The organism is Pseudomonas sp. P7548 (assembly GCF_013386585.1).
In the GTDB taxonomy this organism is placed as follows: domain Bacteria; phylum Pseudomonadota; class Gammaproteobacteria; order Pseudomonadales; family Pseudomonadaceae; genus Aquipseudomonas.
The window spans coordinates 68,998-86,224 of sequence record NZ_JACARO010000015.1 but is presented as its reverse complement, the minus strand read 5'-3'; the positions used below and the strand labels follow the sequence as shown (position 1 = coordinate 86,224).

General features: G+C 60.4%; 17 protein-coding genes. 4 read left to right on the top strand and 13 right to left on the bottom strand.

Features of this window, described 5'->3' with window-relative positions; all coding sequences use genetic code 11:
• Window positions 1–40: 40 nt before the first annotated feature.
• Entirely contained in the window at window positions 41–394 is a 354-nt protein-coding gene (locus HX803_RS08325) for a carboxymuconolactone decarboxylase family protein (protein ID WP_016973032.1), read from the top strand.
• Here the strand turns inward: HX803_RS08325 and HX803_RS08320 are convergent.
• Window positions 372–1,337: a GlxA family transcriptional regulator gene (locus HX803_RS08320; protein WP_178919978.1), complete on the bottom strand. Its 966-nt coding sequence runs from the start codon at window positions 1,335–1,337 to the stop codon at window positions 372–374. The two genes, HX803_RS08325 and HX803_RS08320, sit on opposite strands and share 23 nt — an antisense overlap.
• Window positions 1,338–1,623: 286 nt before the next feature.
• Here HX803_RS08320 and HX803_RS08315 point away from each other — a divergent pair, with 286 nt between their 5' ends.
• On the top strand, window positions 1,624–2,265 hold the full coding sequence (locus tag HX803_RS08315) for an HD domain-containing protein (RefSeq protein ID WP_058426491.1): 642 nt from the start codon (window positions 1,624–1,626) through the stop codon (window positions 2,263–2,265).
• 139 nt (window positions 2,266–2,404) lie between these two features.
• Here HX803_RS08315 and HX803_RS08310 read toward each other — a convergent pair whose 3' ends face one another.
• The 8 genes from HX803_RS08310 to HX803_RS08275 form a co-directional block, all read right to left on the bottom strand.
• A complete protein-coding gene (locus tag HX803_RS08310; protein WP_178919977.1) occupies window positions 2,405–3,289 on the bottom strand; it encodes an ABC transporter permease subunit in 885 nt (294 codons plus the stop codon).
• Entirely contained in the window at window positions 3,286–4,206 is a 921-nt protein-coding gene (locus HX803_RS08305) for an ABC transporter permease subunit (protein WP_176996832.1), read from the bottom strand. The genes HX803_RS08310 and HX803_RS08305 overlap by 4 nt, the downstream gene beginning before the upstream one ends.
• Complete coding sequence (locus HX803_RS08300) at window positions 4,203–5,345, bottom strand: ABC transporter ATP-binding protein (RefSeq protein ID WP_176996833.1); 1,143 nt, start codon at window positions 5,343–5,345, stop codon at window positions 4,203–4,205. The genes HX803_RS08305 and HX803_RS08300 overlap by 4 nt, the downstream gene beginning before the upstream one ends.
• 64 nt (window positions 5,346–5,409) lie before the next feature.
• Complete coding sequence (locus HX803_RS08295) at window positions 5,410–6,504, bottom strand: polyamine ABC transporter substrate-binding protein (RefSeq protein ID WP_176996834.1); 1,095 nt, start codon at window positions 6,502–6,504, stop codon at window positions 5,410–5,412.
• Window positions 6,505–6,655: 151 nt separating this feature from the next.
• Window positions 6,656–7,750 (bottom strand): polyamine ABC transporter substrate-binding protein, encoded by a 1,095-nt coding sequence (locus tag HX803_RS08290; RefSeq protein WP_176996904.1) that lies wholly within the window; start codon window positions 7,748–7,750, stop codon window positions 6,656–6,658.
• A gap of 194 nt (window positions 7,751–7,944) precedes the next feature.
• Window positions 7,945–9,309 (bottom strand): aspartate aminotransferase family protein, encoded by a 1,365-nt coding sequence (locus HX803_RS08285; protein WP_178919976.1) that lies wholly within the window; start codon window positions 9,307–9,309, stop codon window positions 7,945–7,947.
• Between the two features lie 58 nt (window positions 9,310–9,367).
• Window positions 9,368–10,726: a glutamine synthetase family protein gene (locus tag HX803_RS08280; RefSeq protein WP_135310765.1), complete on the bottom strand. Its 1,359-nt coding sequence runs from the start codon at window positions 10,724–10,726 to the stop codon at window positions 9,368–9,370.
• Between the two features lie 39 nt (window positions 10,727–10,765).
• Window positions 10,766–11,545 carry a gamma-glutamyl-gamma-aminobutyrate hydrolase family protein gene (locus HX803_RS08275; RefSeq protein WP_178919975.1) on the bottom strand — a complete coding sequence of 260 codons (780 nt, stop codon included), beginning with the start codon at window positions 11,543–11,545 and terminating at the stop codon, window positions 10,766–10,768.
• Window positions 11,546–11,823: 278 nt separating this feature from the next.
• On the opposite strand from HX803_RS08275, the gene HX803_RS08270 reads away from it, so the two are divergent.
• Window positions 11,824–13,200: a glutamine synthetase family protein gene (locus HX803_RS08270; RefSeq protein WP_178919974.1), complete on the top strand. Its 1,377-nt coding sequence runs from the start codon at window positions 11,824–11,826 to the stop codon at window positions 13,198–13,200.
• A gap of 251 nt (window positions 13,201–13,451) precedes the next feature.
• The gene (locus HX803_RS08265) at window positions 13,452–14,081 is read left to right on the top strand and encodes a TetR/AcrR family transcriptional regulator (protein WP_178919973.1); all 630 of its coding nucleotides are present in this window, start codon (window positions 13,452–13,454) and stop codon (window positions 14,079–14,081) included.
• A gap of 136 nt (window positions 14,082–14,217) precedes the next feature.
• Here HX803_RS08265 and HX803_RS08260 read toward each other — a convergent pair whose 3' ends face one another.
• The 4 genes from HX803_RS08260 to ssuD are packed head-to-tail and all read right to left on the bottom strand — an operon-like array spanning window position 14,218 to window position 17,210.
• Entirely contained in the window at window positions 14,218–14,433 is a 216-nt protein-coding gene (locus tag HX803_RS08260; RefSeq protein WP_003213899.1) for a molybdopterin-binding protein, read from the bottom strand.
• Between the two features lie 27 nt (window positions 14,434–14,460).
• Window positions 14,461–15,267 carry an aliphatic sulfonates ABC transporter ATP-binding protein gene (ssuB, locus tag HX803_RS08255; RefSeq protein WP_178919972.1) on the bottom strand — a complete coding sequence of 269 codons (807 nt, stop codon included), beginning with the start codon at window positions 15,265–15,267 and terminating at the stop codon, window positions 14,461–14,463.
• Window positions 15,264–16,052: an aliphatic sulfonate ABC transporter permease SsuC gene (ssuC, locus tag HX803_RS08250; protein ID WP_176996840.1), complete on the bottom strand. Its 789-nt coding sequence runs from the start codon at window positions 16,050–16,052 to the stop codon at window positions 15,264–15,266. Before ssuC ends, ssuB begins: the two co-directional genes overlap by 4 nt.
• A 9-nt stretch (window positions 16,053–16,061) precedes the next feature.
• Entirely contained in the window at window positions 16,062–17,210 is a 1,149-nt protein-coding gene (gene ssuD / locus HX803_RS08245) for an FMNH2-dependent alkanesulfonate monooxygenase (protein ID WP_071485087.1), read from the bottom strand.
• Window positions 17,211–17,227: the final 17 nt, after the last annotated feature.

The following is a 17,227-nucleotide window of genomic DNA, read 5'->3' as shown; positions in this document are numbered from 1 at the left end:
CACACTGGCTTCACACCCAACCCGTTCAGGAGTTACCGCAATGTTCAATAACTGGTCCGACTTGCTGCCTACCGTGAAGAAAGCCTTTGGCGCGCTGGGCAAGAGCAATCCGAAGATGGTCAAAGCCTACATGGCGCTGGGCGAAGCTGCCGAGGAAAACAACGTCCTCGACGCCAAGACCCGTGAGCTGATCTCCATCGCCGTGGCCATCACCACCCGCTGCGACGGTTGCATCGGTGTGCATGCGGATGCGGCAATCAAGGCCGGCGCCACCCGCGAAGAAGTCGCTGCGACCCTGGCGACCGCCATCTCGCTGAACGCCGGCGCTGCGTACATCTACTCCCTGCGCGCCCTGGAAGCCTACGACACCCTCAAACCGGCGCCGCAAAGTTGAGCCGAAACTGTTGCGGCGTCACGCCCAGCCGGCGGTTGAACACACTGCGCATGTGCTGGGCGTCGCGAAAGCCGCACTGATAGGCCACGGTCTTGAGCGGTGCGGGGCTGCTTTCGAGCATCACCCGCGCCGCATCCACCCTCGCCCGCTCGACGAACTCGGCCGGCGTTATCCGCGCTTCCCGGGCGAACACCCGGGAGAAGTTGCGCGCACTCATGTTGGCCGCCTTGGCTAAGTCCGCAATGGTCAGGTCTCCCGTCAGGTTCGCCAGCACGTACAACTGCACCAGTGCCACCGCCGAGGTGGTTTCGGCGTGAGGCGTAAGGAACGGGCTGAACTGCGACTGCCCGCCCGAACGCTGGGTGAACACCACCAGGCGCTTAGCCACGCTCAGCGCGACTTCCGGGCCGTGGTCCTGGGCCAGCAAATACAGCGACAAGTCGATGCCCGCCGTGACCCCCGCCGAGGTGTAGAGGTTGCCGTCCTGCACATACAGGCGATCGGCCTCGACCTGGGCCGTGGGGCACAGGCGCGCCAGGTCAGCGGCGTCGTTCCAGTGGGTGGTCACAGTCTTGCCGTCGAGCAGCCCGGCGCGGGCGAGCATGAAGGCGCCGTTGCAGATCGAGCCGAAGCGTTGCGCTCGGGCGGTGGCGCCGCGCAGCCAATCATCGAATTCGGCACCGAAATCTTCGAACGGCAATTGCGGGCCGCCCGCCACCAGCAATAGGTCGTAGGCCTGCAGGGCTTCGCTGTAGTGCCGGTGGGCCTGCAACGACAAACCATTGGACGCGGCCAGGCTGCCGTGGCCGAAGCCGATCACTTCCAGCCGGTAGTGATCCTGGGGCGGCAAAAAGCGGTTGGCTTCGCAGAACACATCCAGGGGGCCGGTCACGTCCAGTGACTGGACGCCGGGGAAGATCAGGATGCCGACGGTTTTGCCCATGAACAACACACCTTATCTAGCTGGATAAACACAAATCCCCTGTGGGAGCGGGCTTGCTCGCGAATGCGATTTTTCAGTCACCACAGGTATTAACTGACATACCGCATTCGCGAGCAAGCCCGCTCCCACATTTGATCTGCTCAAGCCTCAAGAGATGATTAAGGCTGGCGCGATATGACGGCAGGTTGGCCGGGATCGCGCCCTCGCGGCGATAGCCCCTTCGCGGGCGCGCGACCAGACTGGACTCATCGGCGCCACCCCCGGCGCTTTCTTGAGGAGAACGACCATGAGCACCACCATCGCCGGCATCCAGATCCCGGACAGCGCCCTGGCCAAGGCCACCACCGAATACATCCGCGACGTCGAATCGGACCTGCTGTACCACCACTCCCGCCGTGTATTCCTGTTCGGCGCCTTGAGCGGTGAGCGCAAACAACTGGCCTACAACCCGGAGCTGCTGTACGTCGGCGCGATGTTCCACGACCTGGGCCTGGTCGAAGGCCATCGCAGTGACAACGAGCGTTTCGAAGTGGACGGCGCCAACGCCGCGGCGGCGTTCCTCAAGCCTTACGGGCTGAGCGATGACGATATCGAACAGGTGTGGTTGTCCATCGCCCTGCACACCACACCGGGGGTGCCGCAGCATTTGCGCCCCACCGTGGCACTGGTGACGGCGGGCGTGGAAATGGACGTGCTGGGCATGGACTACGCGGCATTTTCCAGCGTGCAGCGCGAAGCGGTGGTGCATGCGCATCCACGGGGTGAAGGGTTCAAGGAGTGCATCATCTGCGCATTCGCCGACGGCTTGCGCCATCGCCCGCAGACCACGTTTGGTAACGTGAAGACGGATGTGCTGGTGGATCAGGAGCCAGGGTTCAAGCCGATGAACTTTGTGGAGGTGATTCGCAAGTCGCCGTGGGTTGCCTGAAACACAACCCTATAACACCACAAAACCACTGTGGGAGCTGGCTTGCCTGCGATAGCGATGTATCAGTAAACCAATCAATCACTGATAGATTGCTATCGCAGGCAAGCCAGCTCCCACATTTTTTACCGCGTTGTGCCAGTTAGACCGGTGCAGGCGCGCGGCGCTTGTCAGGCTGTTGCCAGCCGTCCGCCGCCGCTTCTTCAATGGCTTGCTGAATGGCTTTCTTGCGGTGTTCTTCGGCACGACGGCTGAAGAACCACACCAGGAAGGTCACCAGCGACACCGCCAGCAGGATGAGGCTGGCCACGGCGTTGATCTCGGGTTTAACCCCCAGGCGCACCGCCGAGAACACTTCCATCGGCAAGGTGGTCGAGCCCGGGCCCGACACGAAGCTGGCCAGTACCAGGTCATCGAGGGACAGCGCGAACGACATCATGCCGCCCGCCGCCAACGATGGCGCGATCATCGGGATGGTGATCAGGAAGAACACCTTCCACGGCCGCGCACCCAGGTCCATCGCCGCTTCTTCGATCGACAGGTCCAGCTCACGCAAGCGCGCCGACACCACCACCGCCACATACGCCGCGCAGAACGTAGTGTGGGCGATCCAGATAGTCACGATGCCACGTTCCTGGGGCCAACCGATCATCTGCGCCATGGCCACGAACAGCAGCAACAGCGACAGACCGGTGATCACTTCCGGCATCACCAACGGCGCCGTCACCAGGCCGCCGAACAGCGTGCGGCCCTTGAAGTGGCTGATACGCGTCAGCACGAAGGCCGCCAATGTACCCAGCGCCACCGCAGCCACCGCCGTGTAGCAGGCGATTTCCAGGGAGCGGGCCACCGAGCCCATCAACTGGGTGTTGTCCAGCAGGCCCACGTACCACTTCACCGACCAACCGCCCCACACGGTCACCAGCTTGGATTCGTTGAACGAGTAGATCACCAGGATCAGCATTGGCAGGTAGATGAACAACAACCCCGCCACCAGCATGAAGCTTGAGAAACTGACGCGCTTCATATCTTGCCCTCCATCTCTTTGGCTTGGCTGCGGTTGAACAGGATGATCGGCACGATCAGGATCGCCAGCATCACCACCGCCAGGGCAGACGCCACCGGCCAGTCACGGTTGTTGAAGAATTCTTGCCACAGCACTTTACCGATCATCAGGGTTTCCGGGCCGCCGAGCAGCTCGGGAATCACGAACTCACCCACGACCGGGATGAACACCAGCATGCAGCCGGCGATGATGCCGTTCTTGGACAGCGGCACGGTGATTTTCCAGAAGCTGTTGAAGGTGCTCGAACCCAGGTCGGATGCGGCTTCCAGCAGACTCTGGTCGTGTTTCACCAGGTTGGCGTACAGCGGCAGGATCATGAACGGCAGGTACGAATAGACCACGCCGATATACACCGCGATGTTGGTGTTGAGGATCTGCAGCGGCTCGTTGATCAGCCCCATGGACATCAGGAAACCGTTGAGCAAACCGTTGTTGCTGAGGATGCCCATCCACGCATACACACGGATCAGGATCGCGGTCCAGGTCGGCATCATGATCAGCAGCACCAGCACGGTCTGCATCTCTTTGCGCGCACTGGCAATGGCGTAGGCCATCGGATAGCCGATCAGCAGGCACAGCAGCGTGCTGAAAAACGCCATCTTCAGCGAGCCCAGGTAGGCGGCGATGTACAACTCGTCGTCGCCCAGCATCGCGTAGTTGGCCAGGTTGAGCACCAACTGCAGCTTCTGCTCAACGAAGGTGTAGATCTCGGTGTAAGGCGGGATCGCGACGTCGGCTTCGGCAAAGCTGATCTTCAAGACGATGAAGAACGGCAGCATGAAGAACAGGAATAGCCAGAGGAAAGGGATCCCGATGACCACATGCCGGCCACCGGGTGTTATTCGTTGCAGCTGGCGCTTGAGCTTCTTCATGTTCATGAGCGAAGTACCACGCCGCTGTCGTCTTCCCACCACACGTACACCTGGTCACCCCAGGTTGGGCGTTGGCCACGGCGCTCGGCGTTGGCCACGAACGACTGCACCAGCTTGCCGCTGGGCAGTTCCACGTAGAACACCGAGTGGCCACCCAGGTAGGCAATGTCGTGCACCTTGCCGCTGGACCAGTTGTGCTCGCAGGTCGGCATTTCGGTGGTCACCAGCAGCTTTTCAGGGCGGATGGCGTAAGTCACCGACTTGTCTTCCACGGCGGTGGCGATGCCATAGCCCACGTAGATGTCGCGGTCCAGGTCCGGGCACTTGAGCACCGCGTGGCCTTCGGCGTCGTCCACCACCTGGGTGTCGAAGATGTTGACGTTGCCGATGAACTCGCACACCAGGCGGCTGGTGGGGGTTTCGTAGATGTCGATCGGGCTGCCGATCTGGGCGATCCAGCCCAGGTGCATGATCGCGATGCGCTCGGCCATGGTCATGGCCTCTTCCTGGTCGTGGGTCACCATCACGCAGGTCACGCCCACGCGCTCGATGATCTCCACCAGCTCCAGCTGCATCTGCGAACGCAGCTTCTTGTCCAGCGCGCCCATGGGCTCATCGAGCAGCAGCAGTTTCGGGCGTTTGGCCAGGGAACGCGCCAGGGCCACACGCTGACGCTGGCCACCGGACAACTGGTGCGGCTTGCGCTTGGCGAACTGGCTCATCTGCACCAGCTTGAGCATCTCGGCCACACGGGCGTCGATCTCGGCCTTGGGGATCTTGTCCTGTTGCAGGCCGAAGGCGATGTTTTGCGCCACGGTCATGTGCGGGAACAGGGCATAGGACTGGAACATCATGTTGATCGGCCGCTCGTAGGGCGGCATGTCGGTGATGTCCACACCGTCGAGGTAGATGCGACCTTCCGTTGGGCGCTCGAAGCCTGCGAGCATGCGCAGCAAGGTGGATTTGCCCGAACCCGAACCGCCGAGCAAGGCGAAGATCTCGCCTTTCTTGATTTCCAGGGACACATCGTCCACGGCAATCGTCTCGTCGAACTTCTTCGTGACCCGGTCGATTTTGACCAACACCTTTTTCGGTGTCTGGTCGCCCTCGAGGGCTTTCTTATAGGCGCCGGAGGCAACTGCCATTTACGAAACTCCCAACAAAAAATTCTGTGCGCCCGAGGCGGGCGAACCTTGGATAGTTTGAGCCTTACTTGCCCGTCTTGACCTTGGTCCAGCTACGGGTCATTAAACGTTGCACTTTCGGGGGTAACTCGAAGTTGACGAATGTCCGATCGAGAACCGCCTGCGGTGGGTAAACCGCTGCGTCGGTGCGTATCGATTGCTCCATCAGTTTGTCCGCCCCAGGGTTAGGGTTGGCGTAACCGACTTGATCACTGACCTGAGCGATCACCTCAGGTTTCAGCAAATAGTTGATGAAGGCGTGGGCCTCTTTGACGTTGGCTGCGTCCGCGGGGATCGCCAGCACGTCAAACCACAGGTTGCCGCCCTCTTTCGGAATCACGTAGGCGATGTTCACGCCTTTGCCCGCCTCAGCCGCACGGGCCTTGGCCTGGAACACATCACCGGAAAACCCTGCTGCCACGCAAATGTTGCCGTTGGCCAGGTCCGAGATGTATTTGGACGAATGGAAGTAGGTCACGTAGGGCCGCACTTTGAGCAGCTTCTCTTCGGCCTTCTTGTAGTCTTCGGGGTTGGTGCTGTTGGGGTTCAGGCCCATGTAGTTGAGCACTGCCGGCAGCATTTCATCGGCCGAGTCCATGAACGACACGCCGCAACTGGCCAGCTTCTTCATGTTCTCCGGCTCGAACAGCACGGCCCAGGAGTCGATATGGTCGACGCCCAGCACTTCCTTCACTTTATCGACGTTGTAACCAATGCCGTTGGTGCCCCACAGGTACGGCACGGCGTATTGATTACCCGGGTCGTTCTTTTCCAGGCGCTTGAGCAGCACCGGGTCCAGGTTGGAATAATTGGTCAGCAATGAACGGTCGAGCTTCTGGAACGCCCCGGCCTTGATCTGCTTGCCGAGGAAGTGGTTGGACGGCACGACCACGTCGTAACCGGTACGACCGGCCAGCAACTTGCCTTCCAGGGTTTCGTTGGAATCAAACACGTCATACACAGGCTTGATGCCGGTGGCCTTTTCGAAGTTGGCCAGGGTGTCGGGGCCAATGTAGTCCGACCAGTTATAAATATGCACAGTCGGTGCGGCCTGCACGCTCAACGCCAGCGTGATACCTGCGCCCACCAGCAAGGCTTTGCGAAATAAAGAAATTGGCAAGTGGAGGTCCTCTTAAATAGTTGGGCCCAAAGTTGTTGCCCGGCAACAAAACCGGCGCGCAACTTACCCTCGATAAACCGATCCGGCAAAACTTTCTGTCATTTAATGTGTAAGAAGGGCAGTCAACCTGCCCCTCCTACTGTTTTAAGGCTTACTTGCCCGATTTGATCTTGGTCCAGCTGCGTGTCATTTCACGCTGGGTTGCAGCCGGCAAGTCAGCAATGGCGTAGAGCTTGGCTTGCACGTCAGCTGGCGGGTAGATGCCCGGGTCGCTGGTGATGTCCTTGTCCACCAGTGCAGTGGCTTTCTCGTTACCGTTCGGGAAACGTACGCTGTTGGTGATCCCGGCCATCACTTTAGGCTCGAGCAGGTAGTTCATGAACTTGTAGGCGGCGTCGACGTTTTCGGCATCTTTAGGGATGGCGACCATGTCATAGAAGCTGCCAGCGCCTTCTTTCGGAATGTCGTAGGCCACCTTGACCTTGCCACCGGCTTCAGCCGCGCGGGACTTGGCTTGCTGCACGTCACCCGAGTAACCCACGGCCACGCAGATGTTGCCGTTGGCGAGGTCCGAGATGTACTTGGACGAGTGGAAGTAGCCGATCGATGGGCGCAGCTTGAGGAACAGGTCCTCGGCTTGCTTGAGGTCAGCCTTCTTCTGGGTGTCGGTCGGCAGGCCCAGGTAATGCAGCGCGACTGGCAGCATTTCGGTTGGCGAGTCGAGGAAGCTCACGCCGCAGCTTTTGAGCTTGGCGAGGTTTTCCGGCTTGAGGATCACATCCCACGAGTCGATCTTGTCGATACCCAGTGCGGCCTTGACCTTCTCCGGGTTGTAACCGATGCCGATCGAACCCCACATGTACGGGAAGGCGTGCTTGTTGTCCGGGTCGCTGACCGACACGGCTTTGAGCAGGGATTTGTTCAGGTTGTCGTAGTTGGACAGTTTGGACTTGTCCAGCTCCTGGTAGACACCGGCCTTGATCTGCTTGGCGAGGAAGTTGTTCGACGGTACGACGATGTCATAACCGGACTTGCCTGCCAGCAACTTGGCTTCCAGGGTTTCGTTGCTGTCAAAAACGTCGTACACCACCTTGATGCCCGACTCTTTTTCAAAGTTGGCGATGGTGTCCGGTGCAATGTAGTCGGACCAGTTGTACACGTGCAGCACTTTATTGTCTGCCTGGGCCGCGCCCGCCATTGCGCCCATCAGGGACAAGGCGAGGAGGGTCTTGCCAGCGTTCTTCAAACCTAATGCCTTCATTTGGTGATGCTCCAATTTTTTCTTTTTTGGGCCACGTTCTTCATCGTTATGCGGCCCGTCTAAGGGCAACAAAACAGGGCGACAGTCTGGCAAGTTCCGAGGCCGGCTTTCAACCAAAGCCTCATTTATAACTGCTCAGCACGCAGCGCCCGAAAGCCGCTGCGCACTGAGCCTAGCACTTAGCCCTGCAATGCCGCCAAAGTCAGGTCCAGGCAGTGGCGAGCCTTGGTCACCAGCTCGTCGATTTCAGCCTTGCTGATCACCAGCGACGGCGAAATGATCATGGTGTCGCCCACGGCGCGCATGATCAGGCCATTCTCGAAGCAGAACGTGCGGCAGATCATGCCCACACCTTTGCCTTCGTAGCGTTTGCGCGTGGCTTTGTCCTGCACCAGCTCAATCGCACCGAGCATGCCCACACCGCGCACTTCACCCACCAACGGGTGATCAGCCAGTTCCCTCAGACGTTTCTGCAAATACGGTGCCGTTTCTTCGTGGACACGGCTGACGATTTTTTCATCACGCAGGATGCGGATGTTTTCCAGGGCGACCGCGGCGGCCACCGGGTGACCGGAGTAGGTAAAGCCGTGGTTGAAATCACCGCCTTCGTTGAGCACGGCAACGATGTCGTCGCGTACGATCAGGCCACCCATGGGGATGTAGCCCGAGGTCAGGCCCTTGGCAATGGTCATCATGTGGGGCTTGAGGTCGTAGAAGTCGCTACCGAACCACTCACCGGTACGGCCGAAACCGCAGATCACTTCGTCGGCGACAAACAGGATGTCGTACTTGGCAAGGATTTCCTTGATGCGCGGCCAGTAGGTGTCTGGCGGTACGATCACACCGCCGGCGCCCTGGATCGGCTCGGCAATGAAGGCACCGACGTTGTCCACGCCGATTTCCAGGATCTTCTCTTCCAGCTGGTTGGCGGCCCAGATCCCGAACTCTTCCGGGCTCATGTCGCCGCCTTCGCCATACCAGTACGGCTGGGCGATGTGAGTGATGCCCGGGATCGGCAAGTCGCCCTGTTCATGCATGTAGGTCATGCCGCCCAGGCTGGCGCCGGCCACGGTGGAGCCGTGGTAGCCATTCTTGCGGCTGATGATGGTTTTCTTGTTCGGCTGGCCCTTGATCGCCCAGTAGTGGCGGACCATACGCAGCATGGTGTCGTTGCCTTCCGAGCCGGAACCGGTGAAGAACACGTGGTTCATGCCGGCCGGTGCGACGTCGGAAATAACCTTGGCCAGTTCCAGCACAGGCGGGTGGGCGGTCTGGAAGAACAGGTTGTAGTACGGCAGTTCTTTCATCTGCTTGGCGGCAGCATCAGCCAGTTCGTCACGACCGTAACCGATCGCCACGCACCACAAGCCAGCCATGCCATCGAGGATCTTGTTGCCTTCGCTGTCCCACAGGTAAACGCCGTGGGCTTTGGTGATGATCCGTGGGCCCTTCTCTTTCAATTGCTTGAAATCGCTGAACGGCGCCAAGTGATGATCGCTGCTCAAGGCTTGCCATTCACGGGTTTGCGGGTTGTTGCTGGACATACCAATCTCCTAGATGTTTCAGGTGAGGGCGAGCCGTTCCCACGGCCCGCCCGGCGCATCAGACGGCAAAGAGCAGGAATTCCCGCTCCCATGAGCTGATCACGCGCTTGAAGTTTTCATGCTCGGCCCGCTTGACCGCGACGTAGCCGGTGATGAATTTCTGACCCAGGTATTTCTCGATGGTCTTGCTGTTTTCCATGCGTTCCAGGGCGTCTTCGATGGTCAACGGCAGGCGCAGGTTGCGGCGCTCGTAACCACGGCCGACCACCGGCGCGCTCGGGTTATGGCCTTCGACCATGCCGATGAAGCCACACAGCAGGCTGGCGGCAATCGCCAGGTACGGGTTGGCGTCGGCGCCCGGCAGGCGGTTTTCCACGCGGCGGTTCTGCGGGCCGGCATCCGGTACGCGCAGGCCCACGGTGCGGTTTTCTTCGCCCCATTCCACGTTCACGGGCGCCGAGGTGTCCGGCAGAAAGCGGCGGAACGAGTTCACGTTGGGGGCAAACAACGGCAGCAATTCAGGGATGAATTTCTGCAGGCCGCCAATGTGGTTGAGGAACAGCTGGCTCATGGTCCCGTCTTCATTGGAGAAGACGTTCTTGCCAGTGGCGATGTCGATGATGCTCTGGTGCAGGTGCATCGCGCTGCCGGGCTCGCCGGTCATCGGCTTGGCCATGAAGGTGGCAGCCACGTCGTGCTTGAGCGCGGCTTCGCGCATGGTGCGCTTGAACACCAGGATCTGGTCGGCCAGGGACAGGGCATCGCCGTGACGGAAGTTGATTTCCATCTGTGCCGTGCCGTCCTCGTGGATCAGGGTGTCGAGGTCCAGCTCCTGCAGTTCGCACCAGTCGTAGACGTCTTCGAACAGCGGGTCGAATTCGTTGGCCGCTTCTATAGAGAAGGACTGGCGACCGGTCTCCGGGCGCCCGGAACGGCCGATCGGCGGTTGCAGCGGGAAGTCCGGGTCTTCGCAGCGCTTGGTCAGGTAGAACTCCATCTCCGGCGCCACGATAGGCTGCCAGCCTTTGTCGGCATAGAGCTTGAGGACTTTCTTGAGCACGTTGCGCGGCGACAGCTCGATCGGGTTGCCTTGCTTGTCGTAGGTGTCGTGGATCACCTGGGCGGTCGGCTCGATGGCCCAAGGCACCAGGTACACGGCGTTCTGGTCGGGGCGGCAGATCATGTCGATGTCGGCCGGGTCGAGCAGTTCGTAATAGATGTCGTCTTCAACATAGTCGCCGGTCACGGTCTGCAACAGAACGCTCTCGGGCAGGCGCATGCCTTTCTCGGCGATGAACTTGTTGGTCGGCGAGATCTTGCCCCGGGTGATGCCCGTGAGGTCGCCAATCATGCATTCGACTTCTGTGATCTTGTGGTCTTTCAACCAATCGGTGAGCTGGTCGAGGTTGTTACTCATAAATGCCTCTGGGCTGGGTTTCCTGACATCCATTAAAGGTCAGGCGTTGGTTGACGCAGCATCCGCGTCGCGTTGCATCGCCCGCTTTCGACAGGCGGTGCCAAATGCCTGGAAGATCGCTAGGTAGTGCGGGTTAGAGCTTACCTGCCATTCGGGGTGCCATTGCACTCCTAAAGCAAAAGCCTTGCCCTGTTTCACCGAAAAAGCTTCGATCAGGCCGTCCGGCGCCGTCGCTTCGACCAGAAGCCCAGGCGCTAGGCGGTCAACGCCCTGCCCGTGGATCGAGTTGACCTCAATCGTCTGTGGCAACCCCAGGCTTGCCAATACCCCATTCGGGGAGATCGCCACGGCGTGCGCCGGGCCGTACTGGACGTCCAGCGGCTGCGTGTCGTCTTCGCGGTGATCCATCATGCCCGGCACTTCATGAACCTTCTGGTGCAGGCTGCCGCCAAACGCCACGTTCATCTCCTGGAAGCCCCGGCAGATACCCAGTACCGGAACGCCTGCCGCAATCGCGGCGCGCAGCAACGGCAATGTGGTCTGGTCGCGTGCAGAATCATGAGCAGTCCCAGGCGCACTGGCCGGACCGTCGTAGTGAAAGGGTTCGATATTGGAGGGAGAGCCGGTAAAGAGGATGCCATCCAGGCCGTCAAGAATATTGGCCGGGTCGAGCAGATGCCCAAGGGACGGAATGATCAATGGCAAGCCCTTGGCAGCGGTGGCCACTGCACGGACGTATTTGTCGCCACTGATGTGATAAGCATGCAGACCGACCTGTTTGGAGCAGGCGGTGACGCCGATTAACGGCAGGCGAGACATGAAGCACCCCGGTATTATTGCTGTTATGGGTTTGAATCGAGCTTAGCCTTGTTCATTTTTTTACACAACACCCCCGTAAAAAATACAACACGGCCCGCTCAAGCCTGCTAGTCCCAAGCCGTCCAAACCCAAAAAACCGCCCCAAAAAGCCCCAAAAAAGCCTTCGAGGCGCTTTTTTAGGGCAAAAAAGGCCTCGCTTGACTTCGGCATGCCGTTCGGGTTGACTGAAACCAGAAAAGATCAATGATTGATATTTTTAACAACAAAGGTGTTGCATCATGTCGGTACCCCCGCGTGCCGTTCAGCTTAACGAAGCGAACGCGTTCCTTAAGGATCATCCTGAGGTTCTGTACGTAGACCTTCTAATTGCGGATATGAATGGTGTGGTGCGCGGCAAGCGCATCGAACGCACCAGCCTCCACAAGGTTTACGAGAAGGGCATTAACCTGCCTGCCTCTTTATTTGCCCTGGATATCAACGGCTCGACGGTGGAAAGCACCGGCCTGGGCCTGGACATCGGTGATGCTGACCGAATCTGTTATCCGATCCCCGACACCCTGTGCAATGAACCCTGGCAAAAGCGCCCTACCGCGCAACTGCTGATGACCATGCACGAACTTGAAGGTGAACCTTTCTTCGCCGATCCACGCGAAGTGCTCCGCCAAGTTGTAACCAAATTCGACGACCTCGGTCTGACCATCTGCGCCGCCTTCGAACTCGAGTTCTACCTGATCGACCAGGAGAACGTGAACGGCCGCCCACAACCGCCCCGCTCGCCGATTTCCGGCAAACGCCCGCACTCGACACAGGTCTACCTGATCGACGACCTCGACGAATACGTCGACTGCCTCCAGGACATCCTGGAAGGTGCCAAGGAGCAAGGCATCCCGGCCGACGCCATCGTCAAGGAAAGTGCCCCGGCGCAGTTCGAAGTGAACCTGCACCACGTGGCCGACCCGATCAAGGCCTGCGACTACGCCGTACTGCTCAAGCGCCTGATCAAGAACATCGCCTACGACCATGAGATGGACACCACCTTCATGGCCAAGCCTTACCCAGGCCAGGCAGGCAACGGTTTGCACGTGCACATTTCGATCCTGGACAAGGAAGGCAAGAACATCTTTGCCAGCGAGGATCCCGAGCAGAACGCCGCATTGCGTCACGCGATCGGCGGTGTGCTCGAGACCCTACCCGCCCAAATGGCGTTCCTGTGCCCCAACGTCAACTCCTACCGTCGTTTCGGCGCACAGTTCTACGTGCCGAACTCGCCGTGCTGGGGCCTGGACAACCGTACCGTGGCGATTCGCGTACCGACCGGCTCGTCCGACGCGGTGCGTATCGAACACCGTGTGGCCGGCGCCGACGCCAACCCTTACCTGCTGATGGCTTCGGTCTTGGCAGGCGTGCACCACGGCCTGACCAACAAGATCGAGCCCAACGCACCGGTGGAAGGCAACAGCTACGAGCAGAACGAGCAGAGCCTGCCGAACAACCTGCGCGATGCCTTGCGCGAGTTGGACGACAGCGAGGTGATGGCCAAGTACATCGATCCTAAGTACATCGATATCTTCGTCGCCTGTAAGGAAAGTGAGCTGGAAGAGTTTGAACACTCCATCTCCGACCTTGAGTACAACTGGTACCTGCATACCGTCTAAACGGCGGCTGCATTAAAAGAACGCCGCAGGCTATTGGCCTGCGGCGTTTTTTTATGGCCGTTGTGGCGAGGGAGCTTGCTCCCGCTGGGCTGCGAAGCGGCCCCAATAAAGCTACCCGGTTCTTTCAGGCAGTACTGGGGCGCTGATTTTGGGCCTGCTGCGCAGTCCAGCGGGAGCAAGCTCCCTCGCCACAAGGTATGGATCATCCAGTGGCTCTGCGTACAATGCCCGCTGCCTTGTAGGAGACTTCCATGACCACCCGCCCCGCCACCCCTCGCAAACCCCGCGCCCGCAGCCAGGCCCGGATCGACGCGATTCTCGACGCCGCCCGCACCTTGCTGGCCGCCGAAGGCGTGGCCGGCTTGTCGATCTACAGCGTGGCCGAGCGGGCGCAGATTCCACCGTCGTCGGTGTACCACTTCTTCGCCAGCGTGCCGGCCCTTCTCGAAGCGCTGACGGCCGATGTGCACGCGGCCTTCCGGGCCGCCATCCAGGCACCCATCGACCATGAATCACTCAAGCACTGGCGCGACCTGTCCTATATCGTCGAACACCGCATGCTCACCATCTATGAGCAGGACGCCGCCGCTCGCCAGCTGATCCTGGCGCAGCACGGGCTGACGGAAGTGACCCAGGCGGACCGTCAGCATGACCTGGAGTTGGGCGACCTGATGCTCGCCGTGTTCAACCGTCACTTTGAAGTGCCGACCTTGCCAAACGATGTGGATGTGTTTGCACTGGCGCTGGAACTGAGCGACCGCGTGTACGCGCGTTCGGTGCATCAGCATGGACTGATCACACCGCGCATGGCGGAGGAAGGGATGCGGGTGTTTGATGCGTATGTGGGGCTCTACCTGCCAGCCTATTTGCCCAAGCGTTGAGCCTTGTGGTGGCTGGGCGTGCCCCTTCGCAGGCAAGCCAGCTCCCACATTTGAATGCATTTCAAAGTTGAAACTCGGTCAAATGTGGGAGCGGGCTTGCTCGCGAAAGCGGCCTTAAGAGCACCGCAAATCTCGATCACAACTTGGCGATCGACACCTCGGTGGATTTAACGAAGGCAATCACTTCACTGCCAATCACCAATTCCAGCTCTTTGACCGAGCGAGTGGTGATCACCGACGTCACGATGCCGGACGCAGTCTGCACGTCGATTTCCGACAGCACGTCGCCTTCGACGATTTCCTTGATGGTGCCTTTGAACTGGTTACGCACGTTGATGGCTTTAATAGTCATGGTGTTCTTCCTTCAGGGACGAGTGAGTTATTGAGCCCAACGCAATTGCGTAGGCAGCGGTGAAACAGGTTCGGGTTCCGGCGGCGAGCCCGGCAACGACAGCACGCGGTTGAGCACTTCGGCTTCCAGCGCAGCCAGGCGGTGTGAGCCCCGGGCACGTGGGCGCGGCAGGTCGACGATCAGGTCGAGGCCGATCTCGCCGTCTTCGATCAGGATCACGCGGTCGGCAATTGCCACGGCTTCGCTGACGTCGTGGGTTACCAGCAACACGGTGAAACCGTGTTTCTGCCAGAGGTTTTCGATCAGTTGCTGCATCTCGATGCGGGTCAGGGCATCCAGGGCGCCCAACGGCTCATCGAGCAGCAGCAGGCGCGGCTGGTGGATCAGGGCACGAGCCAGGGCCACACGCTGCTTCTGGCCACCGGACAAGGCCGCTGGCCACTCATTGGCGCGCTCGGCCAGGCCCACGGCTTCCAAGGCTTCCAACGCCTGGGGGCGCCAGTTGCCCTTGAGACCGAGGCCCACGTTGTCGATGATCTTTTTCCACGGCAGCAAGCGCGCTTCCTGGAACATCAACCGCGTGTCTTCAATCGCTTCGCTCAAGGGCGCGGAGCCGGCCAGCAGCTCGCCGCCGCTGGCTTTATCCAAGCCGGCCAGCAGGCGTAGCAAGGTACTTTTGCCGCAACCACTGCGGCCGACCACAGCCACGAACTGACCAGCTGGGATGTGCAGGTCGATCTCTTTGAGCACTTCCCGCGTGCCAAAGGCCTTGCGCAACCTGCGCACCGCCAGCGGGATACCTTTCAACAGGCGTGGAGGTTGTTGAGCGGTCATGCCGCACCTCCTTTATTCACTTGATAAGCCGGGTGCCAACGCAGCCACACACGCTCCAGGCCACGCGCTGCCAGGTCGGCCAGCTTGCCGAGGATGGCGTACATCACGATGGCGAGTACCACCACGTCGGTCTGCAGGAATTCACGGGCGTTCATTGCCAGGTAACCGATGCCGGAGCTGGCCGAGATGGTTTCCGCCACGATCAGCGTCAGCCACATGAAGCCCAGGGCAAAGCGCACGCCCACCAGGATCGACGGCAACGCGCCCGGCAGGATCACCTGGCGAAACAGGCTGAAACCGGACAAGCCGTAGCTGCGCGACATTTCCACCAGCGCCGGGTCGACGTTGCGGATGCCGTGGTAGGTGTTCAGGTAGATCGGGAACAGCGTGCCGAGGGCGACCAGGAAAATCTTCGCGGTCTCGTCAATGCCGAACCACAGGATCACCAGCGGGATCAGCGCCAGGTGCGGCACGTTGCGGATCATCTGCACCGAGCTGTCCAGCAGGCGCTCGCCCCACTTCGACAAACCGGTGATAAAGCCCAGGGCCAGACCGATGCTGCCACCGATCACAAACCCCAGGCCCGCGCGCCAGCCGCTGATCGCCAGGTGCGTCCAGATTTCGCCGCTGCGTACCAGGTTGATCCCGGCTTCGATCACGGCGCTGGGCGCCGGCAGAATACGCGTCGACAACCAACCGGCCGACACCGACAACTGCCAGATCGCCAACAACAGGATCGGCAGCACCCAAGGGGCCACGCGATGGCTCAATTTTTCAAAGTTCATGGCGGCGCCTCAACTCTGTGACGCAGCTTTGGGAAGGATGTCGTTGGCGACCATCTCGCCGAACGGGCTGACGTAACCGGCGCTTTTCGGCAACTCGGGACGTTCGATGTCCAGGTGCGGGAACAGCAGTTCGGCCACCCGATACGATTCTTCCAGGTGGGGATAACCGGAGAAGATAAAGGTGTCGATACCCAGGGCTGCGTATTCCTTGACCCGCGCCGCAACGGTCGGCCCATCGCCCACCAGCGCCGTGCCGGCACCACCGCGTACCAGGCCAACACCTGCCCACAGGTTGGGGCTGACTTCGAGGTTGTCGCGGTTGCCACCATGCAAGGCCGCCATGCGTTGCTGGCCGACGGAATCGAAGCGCGCCAGGGAGGCCTGGGCACGGGCGATGGTGTCGTCGTCCAGATGGGAGATCAGTTTGTCGGCGGCTTTCCACGCCTCGTCGTTGGTTTCACGCACGATCACGTGCAGGCGAATACCAAAGCGCACGGTACGCCCCAGCTTGGCGGCCTTGGCGCGCACCTGCTCGATTTTCTCCGCGACCGCAGCGGGCGGCTCGCCCCAGGTCAGCACCATTTCCACTTGCTCGGCAGCCAGGTCCTGGGCGGCTTCGGAAGAACCGCCGAAGTACAGCGGCGGACGCGGTTGCTGGATCGGTGGGTAGAGTAATTTTGCGCCTTTGACGCTGATGTGCTGGCCGTCGTAATCCACGGTTTCGCCTTCCAGTACACGACGCCAGATGCGGGTGAACTCCACCGAGGCCTGGTAACGCTCTTCGTGGCTGAGGAACAAGCCATCACCGGCCAATTCTTCCGGATCACCGCCGGTGACCAGGTTGAACAGCGCACGGCCACCGGACAGGCGGTCCAGGGTTGCGGCCTGGCGCGCAGCCACCGTCGGGGAAATGATCCCGGGGCGCAGGGCAACGAGGAATTTCAGACGCTGGGTCACCGGAATCAGCGAGGCGGCCACCAGCCACGAGTCTTCGCAGGAGCGACCGGTGGGGATCAACACCCCGCCGAAGCCCAGGCGATCAGCGGCTTGGGCCACTTGCTGCAGGTAACCGTGGTCGACGGCGCGAGCGCCTTCGGCGGTGCCAAGGTAATGGCCGTCGCCGTGGGTAGGCAGAAACCAGAAAATATTGAGGCTCATGGAGTTGTCTCCTGAAG